This is a genomic window from Cytobacillus kochii (assembly GCF_020171845.1).
Lineage (GTDB): Bacteria > Bacillota > Bacilli > Bacillales > Cytobacillaceae > Cytobacillus > Cytobacillus kochii.
The window spans coordinates 206,103-222,876 of sequence record NZ_JAIVAM010000010.1 but is presented as its reverse complement, the minus strand read 5'-3'; the positions used below and the strand labels follow the sequence as shown (position 1 = coordinate 222,876).

12 protein-coding genes, 24 tRNA genes and 2 rRNA genes are annotated in these 16,774 nt (G+C 38.3%); 33 read left to right on the top strand and 5 right to left on the bottom strand.

The features are described from left to right. From LCM23_RS17720 to rodA, 29 genes are all read left to right on the top strand, one after another. A 23S ribosomal RNA gene (locus LCM23_RS17720) occupies window positions 1-223 on the top strand; the annotation flags it as partial. Window positions 224-495: 272 nt separating this feature from the next. Then, window positions 496-612, top strand: a 5S ribosomal RNA gene (gene rrf, locus LCM23_RS17715). A 30-nt stretch (window positions 613-642) separates the two neighbouring features. Further along, a tRNA-Glu gene (locus LCM23_RS17710) sits at window positions 643-717 on the top strand. A gap of 2 nt (window positions 718-719) precedes the next feature. Further along, window positions 720-795: transfer RNA gene (locus LCM23_RS17705), tRNA-Val, on the top strand. A gap of 15 nt (window positions 796-810) precedes the next feature. Further along, window positions 811-886: transfer RNA gene (locus tag LCM23_RS17700), tRNA-Thr, on the top strand. 14 nt (window positions 887-900) lie between these two features. Further along, window positions 901-976: transfer RNA gene (locus tag LCM23_RS17695), tRNA-Lys, on the top strand. 9 nt (window positions 977-985) lie between these two features. Then, a tRNA-Leu gene (locus tag LCM23_RS17690) sits at window positions 986-1,067 on the top strand. A 21-nt stretch (window positions 1,068-1,088) separates the two neighbouring features. Then, window positions 1,089-1,163 (top strand) — tRNA-Gly (locus tag LCM23_RS17685). Between the two features lie 3 nt (window positions 1,164-1,166). Further along, window positions 1,167-1,240: transfer RNA gene (locus LCM23_RS17680), tRNA-Arg, on the top strand. Window positions 1,241-1,248: 8 nt separating this feature from the next. Next, a tRNA-Pro gene (locus LCM23_RS17675) sits at window positions 1,249-1,325 on the top strand. A gap of 13 nt (window positions 1,326-1,338) precedes the next feature. Further along, window positions 1,339-1,414, top strand: a tRNA-Ala gene (locus tag LCM23_RS17670). A gap of 27 nt (window positions 1,415-1,441) precedes the next feature. Then, window positions 1,442-1,515, top strand: a tRNA-Met gene (locus LCM23_RS17665). Window positions 1,516-1,531: 16 nt separating this feature from the next. Next, window positions 1,532-1,624, top strand: a tRNA-Ser gene (locus LCM23_RS17660). A gap of 14 nt (window positions 1,625-1,638) precedes the next feature. Next, a tRNA-Met gene (locus tag LCM23_RS17655) sits at window positions 1,639-1,712 on the top strand. A gap of 3 nt (window positions 1,713-1,715) precedes the next feature. After that, window positions 1,716-1,792 (top strand) — tRNA-Asp (locus LCM23_RS17650). A 19-nt stretch (window positions 1,793-1,811) separates the two neighbouring features. After that, a tRNA-Phe gene (locus tag LCM23_RS17645) sits at window positions 1,812-1,887 on the top strand. A gap of 13 nt (window positions 1,888-1,900) precedes the next feature. Next, window positions 1,901-1,984: transfer RNA gene (locus LCM23_RS17640), tRNA-Tyr, on the top strand. 3 nt (window positions 1,985-1,987) lie between these two features. Next, window positions 1,988-2,061: transfer RNA gene (locus tag LCM23_RS17635), tRNA-Trp, on the top strand. Between the two features lie 6 nt (window positions 2,062-2,067). After that, window positions 2,068-2,143: transfer RNA gene (locus LCM23_RS17630), tRNA-His, on the top strand. Between the two features lie 17 nt (window positions 2,144-2,160). Beyond that, window positions 2,161-2,232 (top strand) — tRNA-Gln (locus LCM23_RS17625). 6 nt (window positions 2,233-2,238) lie between these two features. Then, window positions 2,239-2,309, top strand: a tRNA-Cys gene (locus LCM23_RS17620). 4 nt (window positions 2,310-2,313) lie between these two features. Further along, a tRNA-Leu gene (locus tag LCM23_RS17615) sits at window positions 2,314-2,395 on the top strand. A gap of 17 nt (window positions 2,396-2,412) precedes the next feature. Continuing rightward, window positions 2,413-2,483, top strand: a tRNA-Gly gene (locus LCM23_RS17610). Between the two features lie 7 nt (window positions 2,484-2,490). After that, window positions 2,491-2,567: transfer RNA gene (locus tag LCM23_RS17605), tRNA-Ile, on the top strand. Between the two features lie 10 nt (window positions 2,568-2,577). Continuing rightward, a tRNA-Asn gene (locus tag LCM23_RS17600) sits at window positions 2,578-2,652 on the top strand. A gap of 15 nt (window positions 2,653-2,667) precedes the next feature. Continuing rightward, window positions 2,668-2,741: transfer RNA gene (locus LCM23_RS17595), tRNA-Arg, on the top strand. 299 nt (window positions 2,742-3,040) lie between these two features. Beyond that, complete coding sequence (locus LCM23_RS17590; protein WP_224938107.1) at window positions 3,041-3,796, top strand: FixH family protein; 756 nt, start codon at window positions 3,041-3,043, stop codon at window positions 3,794-3,796. A gap of 193 nt (window positions 3,797-3,989) precedes the next feature. Further along, window positions 3,990-4,754, top strand: coding sequence for a DUF4931 domain-containing protein (locus tag LCM23_RS17585; RefSeq protein WP_224938106.1), 765 nt, complete (start codon window positions 3,990-3,992; stop codon window positions 4,752-4,754). A 131-nt stretch (window positions 4,755-4,885) separates the two neighbouring features. Further along, complete coding sequence (rodA, locus tag LCM23_RS17580; RefSeq protein ID WP_095371977.1) at window positions 4,886-6,058, top strand: rod shape-determining protein RodA; 1,173 nt, start codon at window positions 4,886-4,888, stop codon at window positions 6,056-6,058. A gap of 42 nt (window positions 6,059-6,100) precedes the next feature. Here the strand turns inward: rodA and LCM23_RS17575 are convergent, their stop codons facing one another. From LCM23_RS17575 to LCM23_RS17565, 3 genes are read right to left on the bottom strand one after another with little or no spacing between them, the layout of a single operon-like run. Next, complete coding sequence (locus LCM23_RS17575; protein ID WP_224938105.1) at window positions 6,101-7,171, bottom strand: Ger(x)C family spore germination protein; 1,071 nt, start codon at window positions 7,169-7,171, stop codon at window positions 6,101-6,103. Next, a complete protein-coding gene (locus LCM23_RS17570; protein ID WP_224938104.1) occupies window positions 7,168-8,259 on the bottom strand; it encodes a GerAB/ArcD/ProY family transporter in 1,092 nt (363 codons plus the stop codon). Before LCM23_RS17570 ends, LCM23_RS17575 begins: the two co-directional genes overlap by 4 nt. 26 nt (window positions 8,260-8,285) lie before the next feature. Then, window positions 8,286-9,767, bottom strand: a complete 1,482-nt coding sequence (locus tag LCM23_RS17565) for a spore germination protein (protein ID WP_224938103.1) — start codon at window positions 9,765-9,767, stop codon at window positions 8,286-8,288. Window positions 9,768-9,873: 106 nt separating this feature from the next. On the opposite strand from LCM23_RS17565, the gene LCM23_RS17560 reads away from it, so the two are divergent. After that, complete coding sequence (locus LCM23_RS17560) at window positions 9,874-10,140, top strand: DUF2573 family protein (protein WP_224938102.1); 267 nt, start codon at window positions 9,874-9,876, stop codon at window positions 10,138-10,140. 65 nt (window positions 10,141-10,205) lie between these two features. Here LCM23_RS17560 and LCM23_RS17555 read toward each other — a convergent pair whose 3' ends face one another. Next, complete coding sequence (locus LCM23_RS17555) at window positions 10,206-10,490, bottom strand: spore coat protein (protein WP_224938121.1); 285 nt, start codon at window positions 10,488-10,490, stop codon at window positions 10,206-10,208. 70 nt (window positions 10,491-10,560) lie between these two features. After that, window positions 10,561-10,827 (bottom strand): hypothetical protein, encoded by a 267-nt coding sequence (locus LCM23_RS17550; protein ID WP_224938101.1) that lies wholly within the window; start codon window positions 10,825-10,827, stop codon window positions 10,561-10,563. Window positions 10,828-11,048: 221 nt separating this feature from the next. Here LCM23_RS17550 and LCM23_RS17545 point away from each other — a divergent pair, with 221 nt between their 5' ends. The 3 genes from LCM23_RS17545 (at window position 11,049) to LCM23_RS17535 (ending at window position 16,662) form a co-directional block, all read left to right on the top strand. Beyond that, the gene (locus LCM23_RS17545; protein ID WP_224938100.1) at window positions 11,049-13,433 is read left to right on the top strand and encodes a 3-hydroxyacyl-CoA dehydrogenase/enoyl-CoA hydratase family protein; all 2,385 of its coding nucleotides are present in this window, start codon (window positions 11,049-11,051) and stop codon (window positions 13,431-13,433) included. Between the two features lie 57 nt (window positions 13,434-13,490). After that, on the top strand, window positions 13,491-14,666 hold the full coding sequence (locus LCM23_RS17540; RefSeq protein ID WP_224938099.1) for an acetyl-CoA C-acetyltransferase: 1,176 nt from the start codon (window positions 13,491-13,493) through the stop codon (window positions 14,664-14,666). A 211-nt stretch (window positions 14,667-14,877) separates the two neighbouring features. Then, window positions 14,878-16,662: an acyl-CoA dehydrogenase family protein gene (locus LCM23_RS17535; RefSeq protein WP_224938098.1), complete on the top strand. Its 1,785-nt coding sequence runs from the start codon at window positions 14,878-14,880 to the stop codon at window positions 16,660-16,662. Window positions 16,663-16,774 lie beyond the last annotated feature (112 nt).

Sequence of the window (16,774 nt, the reverse complement as noted above, 5' to 3'; positions counted from 1 at the left end):
GCACCGCTGGTGTACCAGTTGTCTTGCCAAAGGCATCGCTGGGTAGCTATGTGCGGAAGGGATAAGTGCTGAAAGCATCTAAGCATGAAGCCCCCCTCGAGATGAGATTTCCCATAGCGCAAGCTAGTAAGATCCCTGAAAGATGATCAGGTTGATAGGTTAGAGGTGGAAGTGTGGCGACACATGTAGCTGACTAATACTAATCGATCGAGGACTTAACCAAAACGAAAAGCGAAAGCGCCTTGCACAGGTGCGACAAGCATAAGACGGATTTGACAGGAGGTTGTTCTTTAACCTCATGACAAATTTGACTTATGACCTCGAGCACCTAGGCGCTGTAGCTGGACAATTCGAAATGCGGGCGGCTACTAGGCGCAGCAGCTGGACAGCACTACGTAAGTAGTATCCTACAGCACGCATTCAGGCGATTACTCAATAAATATCTTCTTCAACATTACCTAGTTTTGAGGGAACGATTCCCTTACAATTTCATAGTCCGGTGGCGATAGCGAGAAGGTCACACCCGTTCCCATACCGAACACGGAAGTTAAGCTTCTCAGCGCCGATGGTAGTTAGGGGCTGTCCCCTTGTGAGAGTAGGACGCTGCCGGGCAAACTACCCCATTTTTTGGGGTTATTTTTTGGCCCCTTGGTCAAGCGGTTAAGACACCGCCCTTTCACGGCGGTAACACGGGTTCGAATCCCGTAGGGGTCACCATTGGAGGATTAGCTCAGCTGGGAGAGCATCTGCCTTACAAGCAGAGGGTCGGCGGTTCGATCCCGTCATCCTCCACCATTTTTTTGTATATTTGCCGGCCTAGCTCAATTGGTAGAGCAACTGACTTGTAATCAGTAGGTTGGGGGTTCAAGTCCTCTGGCCGGCACCACTCGTGCTTTGTACGAGCCATTAGCTCAGTTGGTAGAGCATCTGACTTTTAATCAGAGGGTCGAAGGTTCGAGTCCTTCATGGCTCACCATTTAAATTTGCGGGTGTGGCGGAATTGGCAGACGCACCAGACTTAGGATCTGGCGCCGCAAGGCGTGGGGGTTCGACTCCCTTCACCCGCATTAGTTTTATAATGAATAGTTGCGGAAGTAGTTCAGTGGTAGAACATCACCTTGCCAAGGTGAGGGTCGCGGGTTCGAATCCCGTCTTCCGCTCCAGATGCGCCCGTAGCTCAATTGGATAGAGCGTTTGACTACGGATCAAAAGGTTAGGGGTTCGACTCCTCTCGGGCGCGTTTTATTTCGGGAAGTAGCTCAGCTTGGTAGAGCACTTGGTTTGGGACCAAGGGGTCGCAGGTTCGAATCCTGTCTTCCCGACCACGAATACTTTTTAGGGGCCTTAGCTCAGCTGGGAGAGCGCCTGCTTTGCACGCAGGAGGTCAGCGGTTCGATCCCGCTAGGCTCCACCAATTTAATTTTTATAAAATATATTTTATGGCGGTGTAGCTCAGCTGGCTAGAGCGTACGGTTCATACCCGTGAGGTCGGGGGTTCGATCCCCTCCGCCGCTATTGCTTTTTTATTAATGGAGGAATACCCAAGTCTGGCTGAAGGGATCGGTCTTGAAAACCGACAGGGGTGTTAAAGCCCGCGGGGGTTCGAATCCCTCTTCCTCCGCCATTAATATTTATTATCGCGGGGTGGAGCAGTCCGGTAGCTCGTCGGGCTCATAACCCGAAGGTCGCAGGTTCAAATCCTGCCCCCGCAATCTGGTCCGGTAGTTCAGTTGGTTAGAATGCCTGCCTGTCACGCAGGAGGTCGCGGGTTCGAGTCCCGTCCGGACCGCCATTTACATATTTATTATTTTGGCTCAGTAGCTCAGTCGGTAGAGCAAAGGACTGAAAATCCTTGTGTCGGCGGTTCGATTCCGTCCTGAGCCACCATTTATTCTTTTTTGGAGGGGTAGCGAAGTGGCTAAACGCGGCGGACTGTAAATCCGCTCCTTCGGGTTCGGCAGTTCGAATCTGCCCCCCTCCACCATCTAGGGGTATAGTTTAATGGTAAAACGAAGGTCTCCAAAACCTTTGATGTGGGTTCAATTCCTACTACCCCTGCCAATAATGGCGATTGTGGCGAAGTGGTTAACGCATCGGATTGTGGTTCCGACATTCGTGGGTTCGATTCCCATCAGTCGCCCCATTTTTCAATTTACTTATTGGGCTATAGCCAAGTGGTAAGGCAACGGATTTTGATTCCGTCATTCGCAGGTTCGAACCCTGCTAGCCCAGTTTTATGGCAGCATAGCCAAGTGGTAAGGCAGAGGTCTGCAAAACCTTTATCCCCGGTTCAAATCCGGGTGTTGCCTTTATGCCGGTGTGGCGGAATTGGCAGACGCGCACGACTCAAAATCGTGTTCCTTCGGGAGTGTCGGTTCGACCCCGACCACCGGTATGTTGAAGTTCTTAAATGCGGGTGTAGTTTAGTGGTAAAACCTCAGCCTTCCAAGCTGATGATGAGGGTTCGATTCCCTTCACCCGCTTAAATAGGGGCCTATAGCTCAGCTGGTTAGAGCGCACGCCTGATAAGCGTGAGGTCGATGGTTCGAGTCCATTTAGGCCCACCATTTATATTATTCCGCAGTAGCTCAGTGGTAGAGCATTCGGCTGTTAACCGAACGGTCGTAGGTTCGAATCCTACCTGCGGAGCCATACATATTTTAGTTTGCGCCTTTAGCTCAGCTGGATAGAGCAACAGCCTTCTAAGCTGTGGGTCAGAGGTTCGAATCCTCTAAGGCGCGTCAAAGCTCTTAAATCTTCTATAAGGTTTATGAGCTTTTTTTGTATGATTAATTTTAAATTACGCTTCTAGGCATCTAGTTGAAAGCTTTGTAGAAAAGTAAAAAAAGCTTCCATAAATGGAAGCCAAAAAGGGGGATTTACACTTGTAATAGAAGTTTCTCCTAATAAATCTTTTTATATACCTATATTTTCTTTATTTTACATATTTCTCTCATTAACAAATTATTTCACTTTTCTAACACATATTATTAGTAAAATTGATGAGAAAGATTAGATGTTTAAGAAAGAGGGGCTTTTTATGAAGAAGTGGATATCAACGTTTTCTGTAATCATGATTATTTTTCTTGCTGCTTGTGGAAATGCGGGGAATGATGCAAACTCTAGTGGTGGCGAAGGATCAGTTCCTGCTGCAATCGATGCCAGTATCTCGATACCAAGTCAGATTAAAAGGAACGAAGAAGTACGCTTAGAAGTTACTGTTACTCAGGGAGACGAGTCTGTGGAAGATGCAGATGAAGTAAAATTTGAATTGTGGGAAGATGGGAAAAAGGATAATAGTGAATTAATAGAAGCAGAACACGAGAATGATGGAAAGTATGTTGCATCCTATACATTTGAAAAAGATGCTATCTATCATATTCAGTCACATGTCACCGCAAGAAGTATGCACACTATGCCTAAAGTTAAAGTGGCGGTAGGCAGTGCTGAAATAGATAGCGAAGAAGAAAATCAAGGCCATAGCACACATGAGCATGATGGAAATGTAGCGATACATATAAGTCCTACTGCTGATATTAAGGCGAATGAGGAAACTCCATTTGATATTCATATTACGAAAGAAGAACAAGGACTTGAAGAGGCTAATGTGAGGTTAGAAATCGTTCAAACGATTGATGAACATCAGGTGGCTTGGGTAGATGCAGTAGAGGAAACTAGTGGGATGTATACAGCAACACATGCATTTACTGATAATGGAACATACAAGATTGTCGTTCATGTTGAAAATGATGAAGGATTACATGAACATAGTGAATTTGAGGTCATAGTAAAGTAAATTAACAGTAAAAGAAAGATATTTGCATATGCAAATATCTTTTTTATCTTATTTAATAATGTACTTTTGTTACGCAAGTGAAGTTGCCTTTAATATTGATGAATTTTATACTAATCATAATCAAACTTTCACACTATAAAGAAGAAGCCCTTTATAATAGAAGTAAGTAATTGAAATCAGGAGAGAATAACTAATGACAAATACTCATTTATTTTTTAATACAAGCATTGGTAAACAGAAACCTAATAGTATAAGGAATAAAGAACAAGTGTGTCCGTTCTGTCAGAGAGAACAATTGACGAACATTATTGCGGAGGATGGTCCAATCATTTGGTTGGAGAATAAATATCCCGTATTAGAAAATGCTCATCAAACAGTCTTAATCGAGACAGCTGAGTGTGACACGGAACTTTCACAGTATGATGACAACCATTTAGTCAGATTGATTACATTTGGTTTAGACAAGTGGTTAAGTATGGAGAAAAGTGATAAATACAAATCTGTGATTTTTTTCAAGAATCATGGGCCGCATTCAGGTGGAAGCATTGCTCATCCTCATATGCAAATTGTTGGTTTATATGATGTCGTGTATCAAAATAAGGTGCAGGCTGACGATTTTGTAGGAGAATTGATTGATCAACATGGTGATACTGAATTTTCTTTATCGAATAAACCTCGTATTGGTTTTTATGAATTTAATGTTAAATTGGGACAGAAAAAGGATATTGCAGCGTTTGCTAAATATATTCAAATGGCAACCAAATATATTCTGAGGGATTTTCCTTTTACATGTAACAGCTATAATCTATTTTTTTATCATTTCGAGAATGAAATATATGCAAAAATCGTCCCTAGATATGTAACAAGCCCTCTTTTTATCGGATATTTCTTGCCACAAGTACCTAATAACATCATGTGGATGGTAAAGGATATTCAAAGTAAATATGTACAATTATAATATGCATTTTTCTTTGTTACAAAAAAGAAATATACGTAGCTGTTGTGATTTTCATCTAAAAAAAATATAATGAAGTATTGTACACAGATTATTTTTAATGAAGAGCCTTTGTTTCATAAGGAGATTGATTAATGACTTCTAAACGAACGACAACATCGAGAATTGATTATACTTTAGTTCTTATTTTATTTTTATTGTTTTTAGTGAGCTGTATTTCTATATATAGTGCACAAACGACTGAACAATACGGTGAGAATTTTTTACTTAAACAAATTGTATGGTATGTAGTGGGAATAGGGATTATACTAGCAGTCATTACATTAGATGCTGAGCAATTAAAGAAAATATCTTGGTATGCTTACGGTTTTGGACTATTGCTACTTGGATTTCTTGTTGTCGCACCTGAAAGTATTGCTCCTGTAATTAATGGAGCTAAATCATGGATACGGTTGCCTGGTCTTGGACAAATACAGCCCGCTGAGTTAGTAAAGGTTTTTCTCATATTAGCTCTAGCCAGGGTCATCGATGACCATCATCAAAAGACACAATTAAAAACTGTGAAAACAGATTTTTTCCTATTATTTAAAATGCTAATTGTTACTGGCTTCCCTTTGTTGCTCATCATGCAGCAACCAGATTTGGGGACTTCCTTGGTAATTTTAGCGATTTTGCTCGGAATGGTTTTTATCTCAGGTATCACTTGGAAAATACTCGCGCCTATTGTAAGTGTAGGTGTAACTTTAGTTGTTGGTATTTTTTATTTTGTATTGTGGCATCCAGAGTTGTTGGAAAAATATTTGGGCGTGAAGGAATACCAATTGGGGCGAATTTATTCTTGGATCGATCCTTATAATTATCAAAGTTCTACAGGTTTTCAACTAACACGCTCCTTACTTGCCATCGGTTCTGGTGAGACAACAGGAAAGGGCTACGGCACAAGGGAAGTTTACTTACCAGAAAGTCACACAGACTTTATTTTTAGTATCATAGGAGAAGAGTTCGGTTTTATTGGGGCAAGTGTGGTTGTTAGTTTATTTTTCTTATTGATTTATCATTTAACTAAAATAGGCATCAGTACAAGAACGCCATTCTATACATATGTTTGTGTAGGGGTAATTAGTTTAATAACTTTCCATGTCTTTCAAAATATCGGAATGACAATTGGTGTTTTACCGATTACAGGAATCCCACTACCGTTCATTAGTTATGGAGGAAGCTCACTAATGGGTAATATGCTTGCCATGGGACTAATTTTTTCAATTGGTTTTCATAGTAAACGGTATATGTTTTCCAGATCTTCCTAAGAAAAAGAAACCCGAGAATTTAAAATTCTCGGGTTAATGCTGTTAGATAGATGCACCAGTATCCAGTATGATCACCTTCGGATCAACTTTAATATTTAAGTCAGGATAGCCCTCTTTCCATTCTTTATAATCAAAATTTCTTATTTTTGTGCTATAAACCTTACCTAGTCCGATTGGGTCGGCATTATCTTCTTGAAAAGACTTAATAAGCGCTAAACATTCATTTTTTATTTTTTTATTGATAAAATTCGTTATCTCTTTTATTTTTTTATCATCGATATTATTTCCGGAATATTCTTTTATATTACCTTGGACTTTAATTTTGATAGTGATGTTTGTTGGATCTTTTTTATCTAATTTATATTTATGATTGGAATGTATACTTTGAATAGCCACTTTTTCACCATCCGGCAACTCGATAGAGAAATCACCTCTACTATAACGATCAACGAGTAATTTAAAATAAAATAATTTATCACTTGGGAGAATTTTATATGCAGCATGATCTTTAAATAATGATATGCCCGCAAGTTCGATTTCCTGTTCATTGATTTTTTTGATATGTGGTAAGAAGATATCCTTCCCTTCCTGATAAAAATCTCTCATAAATAAGGTTAAGTTCGTTTTAGGTAAATCTCCATAGTCAATATTATGTTCAATTAAGTCTGAAATAAAGCTTCCATTCCCTTGGGGGCCATATTCTCCTTTAAATATATCCTCCGTATTACTATCTGTGGTTGCGAAGTAGATACGTTTGCCAATGGAAGCATCTCGTTGATAGGCATCTACATAAGCAGTTAATCCACGTTCGGCAATGGCAATATTATATAATGTAAGCCTTAAACCTCCGACCACAATAGGAGAAGGGGCTTGTCGGTTTGCTTTATAGAGTGTCTCTTTCCTGAGATCACCGGTTGTTGTGACAGTTTTGTTCTCTACACTCATTTCTTTGTTGAATATTTCCATAAGAAAGGTTGTCTTTAACAAATGCTCATCACTCGTATCAGGGTCAAAGCCAGTTGCGACTGCAATATTGAGTTCATCTATTATTCTTTTCTGTACACATCCAGTTAGTATGAACAGGCAACAAATAACACAAATCCATTTCTTCATGTTTTCTTCACCTTCTTTATAATGAGGGATAAACAGTACAATAAGGGAACATAAACAAATACAAAAGCAAAAGACATCCGTTCAACAATTTGATTAAACCTTTCAATGTCTACGCCTTTCTCAAAAAAAGTAACGATAATGACAGAGATGGCTGAAATCAGTATGGCTCCTTTTCTTTGTTTTAATTTAGTGGCTCTTTTAAGTAACCTTGAAGCGATCCAAAGGGAGAGACATATATTCGGTAATAATATCAAACACCAATTGGCGACTCCAATATACTCAAAGCGTTCAACAAATGGAAATTGCACCATTTGCCACATAGAAAGTGTAGCCCAAATCGTATTTTCTAATTGTTTTTTTGAGAAATAGGAAAAAGCGATAATCGCTAATACCGTATAAAAAATTGTCGTGGTGGCGACTCCGATATGGGCCCATTTTTTCGATTTCTGCGGTTGGTTAATAAAAGGATAGATAAATAAAATCGCTTCAAATCCAACAGAAGTTAGTGACATATGATAAGAAGCTTGAAGTAATTCGGTGAATTTATGTTCCCAAATCGGTAATAAGTGGGTGAAGTCAGCGTACTTTAGAGTAAAGGTGAATGTAAATACTAAATAGGCTGGCAAAATGGTTCCAAAAAAACAAATACCCACAACTGTCCTAAGTCCACCGTATACAATATATATTGCTAGAAGTAAGAACAATACCGAAAACGCAAAATTATTTATGTCTGGAAACATCCATATTTGAATGACTTCGATAAAATTCAATATAAAGGAAAGAAGGTAAGTGATATAAAATAAAACAAAGGCGAAGCTTGCTACCTTACTAATGAATCGTCCAAAAAGAAACTCATGAACGGTAATAATATCTCCATTAACCATTTCACATAATTTGTACATCATCCATAATACAATATGAATATAAACACCTAGAATGAGAATGGAAATCCATGCATCATGTCCAGCATAGTCGGCAATAATTCTTTGATATCCTAGAATACCAATGCCAATTTGCATAGAGATCATCACATAAAAAACGAGATAAGGAGATATTTTTAAGTTATTGGGAATCGTTTGGCTTTGCATATTCATCACCTCTACTAAGGCTAGGGTTATTCATCAATGTCTTTTGGGTTTTCAGCTTTCTTCTTATTGAATCGTTTTGGTTTTTGCGTTCTTAAAACATGTGGACGTCTGTACATTTTTTGTAATGGTGCGCGAATAAGTGTATCCTTCATATCTGCTACTCTAAGTGGGTATATCGGCGCCAAAAAAGGTCTTCCTAGTGAGGTCAGGCGTAATAAGTGGGCAATGAGAATACAGAAACAAAAAAGAATTCCTAATACACCCCAAAATTGTGCAAACAGAAGAAAGGGAAAGCGTAAAACCCTAATTGTATTACCCATTTTATAAACAGGTGTTGTAAAGGAACCTAATGCACCTAATGCGACAAAGATTAACAGTACGTTACTAGTAAGACCGGCTTCAACAGATGCTGTACCAATAACGATACCACCTACGATACCAATGGTTTGGCCGACTTTAGTAGGGAGCCGTGCCCCTGCCTCACGCAATAATTCAATCGTCAGCTCAAGAAATAATGCTTCGAGAATAGGGGGGAGCGGAATGGTTCTTCTTGATGTTACTAATATCCCTAATAAGTCTGGCGGTATGAGCTCGTATTGATATGTCATAGCTGCAACGTAAATCGGTGTAACCAGTACTGAAAAAACAACAGCAAAAAATCGCACTAAGCGAAAAAATGTAGCGACAATCCAATTGAGAAAATAGTCTTCGAAAGCGCTAAAAAATTCAATTAACGTCGTGGGCGCTATTAACACATGTGGTGAACCATCAACGATTATGGCGATTTTTCCTTCAGCAAGAATAGCAGCTACTCGATCAGGCCTCTCGGTGTCTAGTAATTGTGGAAATAGGGAATTGGAATTATCACTTAATAATTCAACAATATTAGAGCTATCAGAAATCGTGTCAATCTCAATATTTTTTATACGTTGTTTCACAGTATCAACATTGTCTTTATTAGTAATTCCTTCTATATGTAAGACAGCTACTTTTGTTTTCGAAAGTTTACCAACAGTGTATTCTTGTGAAATTAATTCTTTGATAGGTAATCTCTTCCTAATCAAATTTAAGTTTTGACCAATAGCCTCAACAAACGCTTCCTTAGGTCCTATTACAGAAAACTCAATTTCAGGTTGACTGAGAGATCGAACAATTTCTTTCTGAGCGGCAATAAATCCAAAACGATTTTTATCAGAATCTAGTGTGACAAGTACATATCCATTTAATAACTTTTGTTCTATATCCCTTGGATTTTTTAAAATATGAATATCTGCAATGGGAACTATTCTATGCAAATCATCCAGTGATTCAAATTTTTTTGTTAAAAGTGCTGGTAAAGCACTTTCCTGGATAATTTGTTCATCTACTAAAGTCGCATAAAAATGAAAACCAAACCGTTCATTCGTTTTTTCATTAAAATAATAGGTAGACTGAAAATCAGTTGACAGCTTTAATAAAGATTTCCAATCATCATTTTTGATTTTTTTAAACTTATCCCATATGCTCAAAGGTATCACCGTCAATCAGAAGTATTAAATGCATCTAATCAATATTGTTACCAAATTTGGTTGTGTTATGAATGATGATTAAAAAATGGTAAAGGAGGGATACAAGTTGGCTCACGATTTGGATCAGAAGATAGAAGCACTAGTGGAAAAATACACGGAATTGTTATTAGGAGAAAGTGACGAAACATTGCAAGAAGAAGTAAAATCATGGATTATTTATTCATTTATTGCTAAACAGATGCCACCTTTAGTAAAACATTGGAATCAATTGTACCCTGAAGGAAAACAAGAAATGATGGAGCTAATTACAAAGATTAAAGATTTAAATGAAAAACAACGGCTTCAACAAAAGCCTGATGAAAAAAAGGGATAAAAAATAAGAACAGATGATGACTGTCGGTCAACATCTGTTCCTATTTTATTCCTCACTTATCTTAGCTATTGAATGTTACCGTTTGTTCCATATGGAAACTGTGTAGAGTATCCTTGGAATTGTTGGTAAGATTGTTGTAGACTTTGTTGATCTGCTGCATCAAGACTGTACCAACCTCTTTCAAACATGAGGTTATAAAGATGACGTTGTTCATTCTTTGTTTCAGTAAAAATACGCATAAAATCTTCATAAAGTGTTTGATTACTAACTTCATTTAAATAAATGCTATAAGAATCACTCATGTACTTTTCCATTGCAAGTAGGTCGTTTGTAAAATCACGATCATTCATTTGTGGTGTTTTAGCTATTTGTTTTTCAGGATTTTGTACTTTTTTTGAATTAGTCAACTGAGTTTCCTCCTTATTGCATATTATTAAACGGTTGTGTCGTATTTAGATGTTTCAAAATTTGCTCATAATGACGTTGATGCATTTGTCCACATTGTTCAAAAACAGTTTTTAAAGCAGGGTCTTGACATTGTACCGCATAGAAATGAGCTTTTTTCATTGCTAATAAATTCCAAGAAAGCATATCATTAAAGTAAAGTGCATCTTTTGTTGATACCATAACTGGGGGTTGCTGCATGATTCCTTGTTGATTCGAGAAGTTTGTATTTTGTTGTTGCATCCCAATACCTCCATTTTGATGATTTTCTTCTAAAATAGTTTGTCAATTGCTGAAAAATTTATGCAGAAAGAAAAAAGTGAAAAAGAAATAAAAAATCTATAAGGAAAATGATTGATTAAATTTTGCAAATATTTTATTATTATAAGTATCAAAGGAATTTCCAAAATTTTTTACAGAAAAAATGAATGAGCATTCATTCAAAATCGAAGGAGGAAGAACAGTTGACCAAACAGATTAGAAAGGCTGCTGTTTTAGGCTCAGGTGTTATGGGCTCTGGAATAGCCGCGCATTTAGCAAATATTGGTATACCAACACTTTTATTAGATATTGTTCCTCGCGAATTAAGTAATGAAGAAGAAGTAAAGGGGATTACCCTTAAGGATAAACAGTTCAAAAATAAAATTGCCGAAAGTGGTAAGCAAAAACTATTAAAGCAAAAACCTGCACCGTTAACAGCAAAGAAAAATATTCATCTTATTGAGGCCGGTAACTTCAATGATGATATGGAGCGCTTGAAAGAAGTGGATTGGATCATTGAGGTGGTAGTAGAAAATCTCAGCGTGAAAAAAGACGTGTTTGCCCAAGTAGATAAATATCGACGTCCTGGAACAATTGTCAGTTCTAATACATCTGGTATTTCTATCGAAGCAATGGCTGAAGGACGTTCTGAAGACTTTAAGAAGCATTTCCTAGGCACTCATTTCTTCAATCCACCACGTTACTTAAAACTATTGGAAGTGATTCCAACTAAGGAAACATCGCCTGAGGTACTTTCTTTTATGCAAACTTTTGGTGAGGATGTTTTAGGAAAAGGTGTTGTTATCGCAAAGGATACACCTAATTTTATTGCCAATAGAATCGGCACATACGGTCTCCTTGTAACAGTACAAGAAATGTTAAAGGGTGGATTTACTGTTGGTGAAGTAGATTCAATTACGGGACCACTTATTGGTAGACCGAAAAGTGCGACTTTCCGTACATTGGACGTTGTTGGTTTAGATACGTTTGCCCATGTAGCTAAAAATGTCTATGACCAAGTAGAAGGTGAAGAAAAACAAGTATTCGATGTACCAGATTTTATTAATAAGATGTTAGACAAAGGCTGGTTAGGCAGTAAGACAGGACAAGGATTTTTCTTAAAACAGGGCAAAGAAATTTTAGAATTAAATCCTAAAACCTTGGAATATGGTCCTCGTAAAAAGTTGAAAACGGCAGCGGTAGAAATAGCTAAACAACAAAAAGGGACAGCAAACAAAATGAAAGCGCTTGTATACGCAGATGATCGCGCTGGAGAATTATTATGGAAGGTGTTATCACCAGCATTAGTATATTCTGCGCAACTCCTAGGGGAAATTGCCGATGATATTCAATCCATTGATGATGCAATGAAATGGGGATTTGGTTGGAATATGGGCCCATTTGAAACATGGGATGCTATTGGTTTGGAACAGTCAGTGAACAAAATGAAAGCAGAAGGATTAGACATTCCAGAATGGGTTGAGAAAATGATCGCTGATGGACATACACAGTTCTATAAGGAAGAGAACGCGACAACTTTTGTGTATGAAAATGGTGAGTATCAGCCGATTAAGTTAAACCCAAAAGTAATAAACTTAAAGCAATTAAAACAAAAACAAGGTGTCATTAAGAAAAATACTGGAGCAAGCTTAATCGACTTAGGCGATGGCGTCGCTATCTTAGAGTTCCATTCAAAGAGTAATGCGATTGGTTTAGACATTATTCAAATGATTAATTTCGCTATTGATGAAGTAGAGAAAAATTATAAAGGTCTTGTTATCTCCAATCAAGGAAAGAACTTCTGTGTCGGTGCCAATATCGGAATGATGTTAATGGAAGCCCAAGATGATAATTACTTCGAATTAGATATGGTTATCAAACAATTCCAAAATGCGATGACGAAAATCAAGTATAGTGCTAAACCAGTCGTAGTGGCTCCATTCGGTATGACACTTGGCGGGGGAGCGGAAGTAGCTTTAAGTGCATCACATGTTCAAGCATCTAGTGAAACTTACATGGGCTTGGTGGAAGCAGGAGTTGGATTAATTCCAGGCGGCGCAGGGAACAAGTCACTATATTTGAAACATTTAGCAAGCATGCCTAAAGGAGTTCAATTTGATCTACAGAACGTAGCCAATAAAGTCTTTGAAACAATTGCGATGGCAAAGGTATCTACATCAGGAGAAGAGGCGAGAGAAAATAACTTCTTGAATACTTCGGATGCAATTAGTGTAAATGGAGACCACCTCATTTATGATGCCAAACAAGCAGTATTAGCATTGGCAAATGCAGGTTACCTTCCACCAGCAAAAGTGAAATTCCCAGTTGTTGGTGAAACAGGGTATGCCGCATTACTTTTAGGTGCTAATTCTATGCATTTATCTGGTTATATTTCGGAACATGATTTAAAAATTGCCAAGGCACTGGCATATGTCATTGCTGGCGGCAAGGTGCCTTTTGGTACAGAAGTAGATGAGCAATATATGTTAGATCTTGAAAGAGAAGCATTTCTAAAACTTATTGCAGAGCCAAAATCTCAACAACGGATGCAACACATGCTCTTAAAGGGTAAACCACTCCGTAACTAATCATAGATTGCTAGAAAGAATAAAAGATACCGAGAGTAGAAGGAGAGGGAAAAAGCAATGAAAGAAGCTGTAATTGTTGCAGGTGCTAGAACACCTGTCGGTAAAGCAAAAAAAGGCTCACTTGCCACTGTTCGGCCAGATGATTTAGGTGCACTTGTTGTAAAAGAAACGTTGAAACGAGCTGGAAATTATGAAGGTAGTATTGATGATTTAATTATTGGTTGTGCCATGCCAGAAGCAGAGCAAGGTTTGAATATGGCCAGAAATATCGGTGCATTAGCTGGGCTTCCAGACTCGGTACCAGCAATCACAGTCAATCGCTATTGCTCATCAGGGTTGCAATCAATCGCTTATGGTGCGGAAAAAATCATGCTTGGTCACGCAGATACAGTGATCGCCGGTGGAGCTGAATCCATGAGTCTTGTACCTATGATGGGTCATGTTGTCCGTCCTAATTTAACTTTAGCCGAGACAGCTCCTGAATATTATATGAGTATGGGGCATACAGCAGAGCAAGTTGCTGGAAAATACGGCATTTCAAGAGAAGAGCAGGATGCATTTGCTGTACGTAGTCATCAAAAAGCAGCGAAAGCAATTAGTGAAGGTAAATTTGCTGATGAAATTACTCCGGTTGATGTCACACTCCGTCAAATTGGATCGGATAATAAAGTGAAAGAACACAACTTCCAGTTTTCACAAGATGAAGGTGTACGGAGTGATTCAACAGTTGCAACATTAGGGAAACTGAGACCAGCTTTTAATGTGAAAGGTTCAGTTACAGCGGGGAATTCATCACAAACAAGTGATGGTGCAGCAGCTGTAATGATTATGGACAGAGAGAAAGCAGATGCACAAGGATTGCAGCCTTTAGTGAAGTTTCGTTCTTTTGCTGTCGGAGGCGTGCCGCCAGAGGTTATGGGGATTGGGCCAATTGTAGCAATTCCTAAAGCTTTAAAACTAGCGGGGTTAGAGCTATCAGATGTCGGATTATTCGAACTAAATGAAGCTTTTGCTTCTCAATCCATTCAAGTCATTAGAGAATTAGGGTTGGATGAAGAAAAAGTGAATGTTAACGGGGGAGCTATTGCTTTAGGGCATCCACTGGGGTGTACCGGAGCTAAGCTAACACTATCATTAATTCATGAAATGAAGCGTAGAAACGAGCAATTTGGTGTTGTAACGATGTGCATTGGTGGCGGAATGGGTGCCGCAGGTGTGTTTGAACTTCTTTAAAACGACTAAGTTCGATTTTTAAACCAATAGTGTTATAGAGTGGAAGACACTCGACTCCTGCGGTTAATAGATCAAAGAAATCTGAGCCCTGCAAAAAGTGAGTGTCTGATGCGCAATGAACCGAAGTGAAAATTTTATTTAATTACCTTTGAAAAACAAAGTTAACGAAAACTGCAAAAAGCATAAAGAATGAAGATGGAGGATGATGAACGTGTCAAATCAAACTGAAAAATTTATTAAAGGTGGAAGCTTTTTAATTGAAGATATTTCTTATGAAAATATGTACACACCAGAGGATTTTAGCGAAGAGCAAATCATGATTGCGAAGACGACAGAAGATTATGTGACAAATGAAGTGGTACCTCAAGTGGATTATTTAGAACAACATGAATTCGATCGCTCTGTAAAACTATTGAAAAAAGCTGGTGACTTAGGCTTACTTGGTACAGATGTGCCAGAGGAATACGGTGGACTCGGTTTAGATAAGGTAAGTTCAGCACTTATTGCTGAAAAAATGTCACGTGTCGGTGGTTTCTCTATCTCACACGGTGCCCATGTAGGTATTGGTTCTCTTCCAATTGTATTGTTCGGAAATGAAGAGCAAAAGCAAAAATACTTACCGGTGCTTGCGACAGGTGAAAAATTAGCTGCTTATGCACTAACAGAACCAAGTTCAGGATCTGATGCATTAGGAGCAAAAACAACTGCTAAATTAAACGCAGAAGGCACACATTATGTATTAAATGGGGAAAAACAATGGATTACGAATGCTGGGTTTGCCGATGTGTTCGTTGTTTATGCCAAAATAAACGGTGACCAATTCACAGCTTTTATTGTTGAAAGAGAATATCCGGGTGTATCAACAGGTGCTGAAGAAAAGAAAATGGGTATTAAGAGCTCTTCTACAAGAACACTTATTTTAGAAGATGCACAAGTACCAGTTGAAAATGTACTAGGTGAAATTGGTCGTGGTCATGTCATTGCCTTTAACATTTTAAATATTGGTCGTTACAAACTTGGTGTAGGTGCAGTGGGTGGTTCTAAGCATGCCTTTAAATTAGGGGTAGCTTACGCTAACCAACGTCAACAATTCAGTACGCCTATTTCTTCTTTTAATTTAACGAAGGAAAAATTCGGAACAATGGCAAGTAAAATTTATGCAGCTGAAAGCTCCGTTTACCGTACAGTGGGTCTATTTGATGACAGAATGAGTCAACTGAGTGATGAAGAAGTCAAAGACGGTAAAGAAGTAGCGAAGTCTATTGCTGAATATGCAATAGAATGCTCACTTAATAAGTTTTTCTCTACCGAAGTTTTAGATTATGTAGTTGATGAGGCAGTTCAATTACATGGTGGTTATGGCTTTATGGCAGAATATGAAGTAGAAAGAGCTTACCGTGATTCTAGAATCAACCGAATCTTTGAAGGAACAAACGAAATCAACCGTCTTTTAGTACCAGGAACGTATGTTAGAAAAGCAATGAAAGGTGAACTGCCTTTATTCGAAAAAGCAATGGCACTTCAAGAGGAATTGATGATGATGATGCCAGAAGAGCCAGGTACTGAAGCATTAGAGCAAGAGAAATACCTTGTAAAGAACGCTAAGAAAATCGCCTTACTTGCAGCAGGTTTATGTGCACAAAAATACGGAAAAGCTTTGGATAAAGAGCAAGAAGTTCTTGTAAATATTGCTGATCTTGTTTCTTACGCCTATTCTATGGAATCTACTGTTCTTCGTACTGAAAAAGCCATAGTAAAAGACGGAGTAGCAAAAGCGGAACAAAAGCTATTGTACACACAAATTTTCTGCCAAGAAGCATTTAATCAAATTGAGTTAATTGCGAAAGAAACTTTAGTAGGTGTGGAAGAAGGCGATACATTACGAATGATGCTTTCAGCACTTAAGAAGTTTACGAGACATACTCCAACAAATGTAATTGCGAAAAAACGTCAAGCGGCTGAGAAAATTATTGAAGCTGAAAGATTCGTAGTATAATATTTATCTTTAATGAATGGAAGGAAAGTAACCTGTTTACTTCCTCCATTTGCGAACTTTATAACTTGAGGCTCAAGAACGAATGTGGGCCTCTTTGTTTTGTTTTTAATAT

Coding starts and splice junctions, on each gene's coding strand:
- LCM23_RS17575 (WP_224938105.1), bottom strand. CDS start 7,171: ATGAAGAAATGGATTTGTGTTATTTGTTGCCTGTTCATACTAACTGGA.
- rodA (WP_095371977.1), top strand. CDS start 4,886: ATGACTTCTAAACGAACGACAACATCGAGAATTGATTATACTTTAGTT.
- LCM23_RS17550 (WP_224938101.1), bottom strand. CDS start 10,827: ATGCAACAACAAAATACAAACTTCTCGAATCAACAAGGAATCATGCAG.
- LCM23_RS17555 (WP_224938121.1), bottom strand. CDS start 10,490: ATGAATGATCGTGATTTTACAAACGACCTACTTGCAATGGAAAAGTAC.
- LCM23_RS17540 (WP_224938099.1), top strand. CDS start 13,491: ATGAAAGAAGCTGTAATTGTTGCAGGTGCTAGAACACCTGTCGGTAAA.
- LCM23_RS17585 (WP_224938106.1), top strand. CDS start 3,990: ATGACAAATACTCATTTATTTTTTAATACAAGCATTGGTAAACAGAAA.
- LCM23_RS17590 (WP_224938107.1), top strand. CDS start 3,041: ATGAAGAAGTGGATATCAACGTTTTCTGTAATCATGATTATTTTTCTT.
- LCM23_RS17570 (WP_224938104.1), bottom strand. CDS start 8,259: ATGCAAAGCCAAACGATTCCCAATAACTTAAAAATATCTCCTTATCTC.